The sequence below is a fragment of the Ramlibacter sp. genome (genome assembly GCF_041916345.1).
In the GTDB taxonomy this organism is placed as follows: domain Bacteria; phylum Pseudomonadota; class Gammaproteobacteria; order Burkholderiales; family Burkholderiaceae_C; genus Ramlibacter.
On record NZ_JAYRZR010000156.1, the window covers coordinates 1 to 5,178 of the forward strand.

8 protein-coding genes are annotated in these 5,178 nt (G+C 69.3%); 4 read left to right on the forward strand and 4 right to left on the reverse strand.

Features of this window, described 5'->3' with window-relative positions; genetic code table 11:
- A partial coding sequence (locus ACE3T5_RS21055) for an NAD(P)/FAD-dependent oxidoreductase (protein WP_374670069.1) occupies nt 1-406 on the reverse strand: 406 nt, incomplete at its 3' end.
- 127 nt (nt 407-533) lie between these two features.
- Here ACE3T5_RS21055 and ACE3T5_RS21060 point away from each other — a divergent pair.
- Together ACE3T5_RS21060 and ACE3T5_RS21065 are read left to right on the forward strand one after the other, a co-directional pair.
- Nucleotides 534-1,316: an SDR family oxidoreductase gene (locus ACE3T5_RS21060; RefSeq protein WP_374670070.1), complete on the forward strand. Its 783-nt coding sequence runs from the start codon at nt 534-536 to the stop codon at nt 1,314-1,316.
- 16 nt (nt 1,317-1,332) lie between these two features.
- Nucleotides 1,333-1,752 (forward strand): acyl-CoA thioesterase, encoded by a 420-nt coding sequence (locus ACE3T5_RS21065; RefSeq protein WP_374670071.1) that lies wholly within the window; start codon nt 1,333-1,335, stop codon nt 1,750-1,752.
- Nucleotides 1,753-1,756: 4 nt separating this feature from the next.
- Here the strand turns inward: ACE3T5_RS21065 and ACE3T5_RS21070 are convergent, their stop codons facing one another.
- Entirely contained in the window at nt 1,757-2,746 is a 990-nt protein-coding gene (locus ACE3T5_RS21070; RefSeq protein WP_374670072.1) for a Bug family tripartite tricarboxylate transporter substrate binding protein, read from the reverse strand.
- Between the two features lie 113 nt (nt 2,747-2,859).
- The gene (locus ACE3T5_RS21075) at nt 2,860-3,450 is read right to left on the reverse strand and encodes a peroxidase-related enzyme (RefSeq protein ID WP_374670073.1); all 591 of its coding nucleotides are present in this window, start codon (nt 3,448-3,450) and stop codon (nt 2,860-2,862) included.
- A 91-nt stretch (nt 3,451-3,541) separates the two neighbouring features.
- Here ACE3T5_RS21075 and ACE3T5_RS21080 point away from each other — a divergent pair, with 91 nt between their 5' ends.
- Nucleotides 3,542-3,928: a carboxymuconolactone decarboxylase family protein gene (locus tag ACE3T5_RS21080; RefSeq protein ID WP_374670074.1), complete on the forward strand. Its 387-nt coding sequence runs from the start codon at nt 3,542-3,544 to the stop codon at nt 3,926-3,928.
- A 3-nt stretch (nt 3,929-3,931) separates the two neighbouring features.
- A complete protein-coding gene (locus ACE3T5_RS21085; RefSeq protein ID WP_374670075.1) occupies nt 3,932-5,041 on the forward strand; it encodes a serine hydrolase domain-containing protein in 1,110 nt (369 codons plus the stop codon).
- Between the two features lie 6 nt (nt 5,042-5,047).
- On the opposite strand, the gene ACE3T5_RS21090 is transcribed toward ACE3T5_RS21085, so the two are convergent.
- Nucleotides 5,048-5,178, reverse strand: a 131-nt coding sequence (locus tag ACE3T5_RS21090; protein WP_374670076.1) for a LuxR C-terminal-related transcriptional regulator, incomplete at its 5' end; no start/stop codon positions are given.

Consider the following 5,178-nt stretch of genomic DNA (forward strand, 5'->3'; position numbering starts at 1 on the left):
GCTGCGCCATCCAGCGCACCACGTTGCCCAGGCTCACGATGTAGTTGCCCTCGTTGTGGAAGCAGCCGGGCAGCAGCGGGTTGGGCACGCGCAGCGAGCCGTTCTCCGACAGGAACACCATGGCGTCTTCCGTCACCGGCTGGTTCAGCGGCGCGCCCTGGGCCTGCCAGTCGGGGATGAGTTCGGTCAGCGCCTTCGGGTCCATGATGGCGCCGGAGAGGATGTGCGCGCCGGGCTCCGAGCCCTTCTCGAGCACCACGACCGACAGCTCCTTGCCGCTGGCCGCGGCGAGCTGCTTCAGGCGGATGGCCGTGGCCAGCCCGCCGGGGCCGCCACCGACCACGACCACGTCGTATTCCATCGCTTCGCGCGGGCCGTACTGGGCCAGGATCTCATCTTGCGTCATGGGTGTCGTCGATAATGTTTTCGGGTGGCGCCCGCGGGACTGCGCGCGGCGTGGTTCGCGTGCATTCTATGCGTCTGCCCCCTGCACGCGAACGATCGTTCGCATCCGATTCTAGAGAGGACCCTCAGTGAGCTACAGCATCGATCTCGACGGCCGAGTCGCCTTCATTACAGGGGCTTCCAGCGGCCTGGGCGCGCAGTTCGCCAAGACGCTGGCGCGCGCTGGCGCGGCCGTGGTGCTGACCGCCCGGCGCATGGAGAAGCTCAAGGAGTTGCGCGCCCAGATCGAGGGCGAGGGCGGCGATGCCCACGCGATCGAGCTGGACGTGACCGACATCGACAGCATCAAGTCCGCCGTGGCCCATGCGGAGACCGAGGTCGGCTCCATCGACATCCTGGTCAACAACTCCGGCGTCAGCACCACGCAGAAGGTGCAGGACGTGACGGAGGATGACTTCGACTACGTCTTCGGCACCAATGTGCGAGGTTCGTTCTTCGTCGCGCAGGAAGTGGGCAAGCGCATGATCGCGCGCGCCCGCGGCGCCGCGCCGGGCACCTACACGGGCGGCCGCATCATCAACATCGCCTCCATGGCGGGCCTGCGCGTGCTGCCGCAGATCGGCGTGTACGCGATGAGCAAGGCCGCCGTGGTGCAGATGACCAAGGCGATGGCGCTGGAGTGGGGCCGATTCGGCATCAACGTGAACGCGCTGTGCCCCGGCTACATCGACACCGAGATCAACCATCACCACTGGGCCACCGAGCAGGGCCAGAAGCTGATGAACATGCTGCCGCGCAAGCGCGTGGGCAAGCCCGAGGACCTGGACGCGCTGATCGTGCTGCTGGCCTCGGGGCAGAGCCACTTCATCAACGGCGCGGTGATCGCCGCGGACGACGGCTTCGGCATCTGAGCGGGGGGCGAGCGGCATGAAGTTCGAGCTGCCCGAGCGCCGGAAGCGCGTTCACGAGATGACGATCCCCATCCGCTGGGGTGACATGGACCCCATGGGTCATGTGAACAACACCCTGTACTTCCGCTACCTGGAGATCATCCGCCTGGAGTGGCTGCGCGCGCTGGGCCTCACGCTGCACAGCGACGCCCAGGGCCCGTTGATCATCAACGCCTTCTGCACCTTCCACCGGCAGGTGGAGCACCCGGGTGAGCTGCTGGCGCGCATGTACGTGAGCGACCCCGGCCGCAGCAGCTTCGAGAGCTGGTGTACGCTGGAGCGCACCGATGCGCCGGGCGTGATCACCACCTCCGGTGGCGCGACCATGGTGTGGACGGACTACGCGGCGCAGAAGTCGCTGCCGATGCCGGACTGGTTCCGCCGGCATGTGGAGTAGGGGCCTAGTCGAGCTTGATCCCCAGGTCGACCGCCAGCTTGATCCACACGGGCACTTCGCGTTCCCAGTCCTTGCGCGTCTCGGCCAGGTTCTTCGGCTTGTTCGGGATGCCGAATGACTCGCGCAGCTTGGCGGCGCGCTCACTGTTCGCGCCTTCCACCACCACCTTCGACAGGGCCTGCAGCACGCGCTCGGGCGTGCCGGCCGGCGCAATGAGCGGCAGGCCGCCTTCCAGCGTAACAAGGCGGTCGGTCATGCCCGCTTCGGTGAGCGTCGGCACGTCGGGCATCTTGGGGCTGCGGTAGGGCCCGGTGACACCGATGGGCCGCACGCCACGCGGCTGCACCGTGGCGAAGGCCTGGTAGCTGCCGATGGCGGCCTCGATCTGCCCGGAGGCGACGTCGACCCACATCGGCGATTCGCCCCGGTAGTGCACCGAGGTGAGCTTGGTGCCGGCCCCGCGGTTGAGCTGGTCGGCCACCATGTGCGGATACGAACCGGGCGCATACGTGCCCATGTTCATCGGCTTGGCCTTCGCCTGCTCGATGAACTCGGCCACCGTCTTGGCCGTCACCTTGGGCGCCAGACCCAGCACCAGCGGGCCGGAGGGGAACACCGCGATCGGCGTGATGTCCTTGTCCAGGTTGTAGGGTAGCTTGGTGTAGAGCACGCGGTTCTGCCACACGGTCCCCGAGGTCGTCATGAGCAGCGTGTAGCCATCGGCGGGCGACTTCACGAGCGCGTCGATGCCGATCACGGCGCCGGCGCCGGGCTTGTTCTCCACCACCACCGGCACCTTCAGCGCCTGCGTGACCTGGTCGGCGTACAGGCGCGCATAGGCGTCCGTCAGGCCGCCCGGCGGGAACGCCACGATGATGCGGATGGGCTTGCTGGGCCAGCCGGATTGCGCCAGCACGGCGGGCGCGGCGGCCACGGCAGCGCCGGCGCCCAGGGTCTGCAGCACCTGGCGGCGCGAAGGAAGCGAACGGGTCATGGAACAGGTCTCCTCGGTGAGCGAGGGCCAGTCTACGAACGTCCGCGCCGGTCGGCACGCGGGCTAACACCAAGCGCTGTCACGCAGGCGCCACGGGCGCCCGCGCGGCGGGGTCACTTCTTCTCGCGTGGCACCCGCCCCATCAGGTAGAACTCGGGGTTGGGCATCATCCCGGAGAAGCTGGCCATGCGGTTGGACAGGCCGAAGAACGCGGTGATGGCCGCGATGTCCCAGATGTCCTCGTCATTGAAGCCGTGCGCGTGCAGGGCCGGGAAGTCGGCCTCGTCGACCTCGTGCGAGCGCAGGCACACCTTCATCGCGAAGTCGAGCATGGCGCGCTGGCGCGGCGGGATGTCGGCCTTGCGGTAGTTCACCGCCACCTGGTCGGCCACCAGCGGCTTCTTCTCGTAGATGCGCAGGATCGCGCCATGCGCCACCACGCAGTACAGGCACTGGTTGGCGGCGCTGGTGGCGGTGACGATCATCTCGCGCTCGCCCTTGGTGAGGCCGCTCGTGCGGCCCGTCGTCTCCGGCGTCATCAGCGCGTCGTGGTAGGCGAAGAACGCGCGCCACTCGGCCGGCCGGCGCGCCAGCGCCAGGAACACGTTGGGCACGAAGCCGCTCTTCTCCTGCACCTCCAGGATGCGCTGGCGCAGGTCTTCGGGCAGGTCCTTCAGCTCGGGCAGGGGATAGCGTTGGCTCATCGGGGATTCCTCGTCATGCATCGGTGATGCACCAAGGTTAGCAGGGCCGCGTATGCTGCTGCCCATCGTTTCAACCCTGGAGGATCTGCCCATGCCCGCGCCCCTTTCCGACCACCCCGAGACCCAGGCCGGCCTGGCCACCCGACGCGCCGTGCTGGGCGACGCCTATGTGCAAGGCGCGCTGGACCGTTCCACGCCGTTTACCGCGCCGCTGCAGGAGCTGGTGACGCGCCACGCCTGGGGCAACACCTGGCAGCGCGATGGCATCGACCTGAAGACGCGCAGCATCGTCACCGTCTCCATGCTGGTGGCGCTGGGTCGCATGCACGAGCTCAAGATCCACGTGCGCGGTGCGCTCAACAATGGCGTGACGCCGGCGGAACTGCAGGAGATCTTCCTGCACGCCAGCGTGTACTGCGGCTTCCCGGCGGCGGTGGATGCGTTCCGCAGCGCCTCGGAAGTGATCGACGCGGCCTGAGCCATGCGCGCTGCGCCGCTGCTCACGCGAAGGGCCTGCCTGCGTGGCGCGGCAGCGGCAGCATGGTGCGCGTTCCCGGCGGCAGTGCCCGCGCAGCCGGCCGGCATCGATGCCTTGCGCGCCGGGCTCGCGCGTGAGCTGGCCGGGCCGGAGCAGCGCATCCGCGCCCTGGCCGTCCTGCGCAGCGGGGAGGTGCTGTTCGAGCATCATCGCCCCGGCCTCACGCCGGACACTTGGCATGACGTGCGCTCCGTCACCAAGTCCGTCGTCTCGCTGCTGGCGGGCGCCGCCATCGCGCAGGGCCGGCTGGGCATGCCCGATCAACCGCTCGCCGGCCTGTTGGCGGAAGCGGCGGATCCCACGCAGGAGGCTGGCGTGCGCGCGCTCACCTGGGCTCACTGCCTCTCGCTCGCCACCGGCTACGCGCCCGTGGCACCGGTGGAGAGCGCGGACTACGGGCGCTTCCTGGGCTGGTTTCATCGTCCGGACGGCCTGGCCCTGGCGCTGCGGCGCCCCTTCGCGCACGCACCGGGCACCCGCTGGTATTACAGCAATGCTGACTCGCAGATCGCGGGCCAGGTCGTGGTACGCGCCATCGGCCGCACCGCGCCGCCCGAACGCGGCGAGGGGCAGGGCTTCCTCGCCTGGGCACGCGAGACGCTGCTGGCCCCGCTGGGCGCTGGTGACGCTGAATGGACCACCAACTCGATCGACATCCCCAACTGCGCCGCCGGCCTGCACCTGCGGCTGCGCGACCTGCTGGCGCTCGGGCAGCTGGTGGTGGACCAGGGGCAATGGCAGGGGCGCCGCATCGTGGACGCGGCCTATCTGGCGCAGGCCACGCAGCGGCGCATCGACACCACGCAGCCGCTGCGCGGGGGCTTCATCGGGTACGGCTGGCTGTGGTGGACGGCGCCCACGCCTGAAGGGTCGGACCAGGCCACCTATGCCGTGGGCTATGGCGGCCAGTACATCTACGTGGTGCCCAGCCGGCGCATCGTGCTGGCGGCCGTGAGCGAGGTGGCCGATGCCGACCATCCGCGCGGCGGGGCACGGACCGGCCGCGTGCTGAGGGATTGGGCGCTGCCGCTGGCGCTGGCGGCCGCGAAGTAGGCGCCCTCAGGCCCCGGCCATCAGCTTGTGCACCAGGTCCGCCGTGGTGCTGGCCTTGTACTTGCGCATCAGGCGCGCGCGGTAGATCTCCACCGTGCGGTGGCTGATGGCGAGCGTCTTGCCGATCTCCTTGCTGG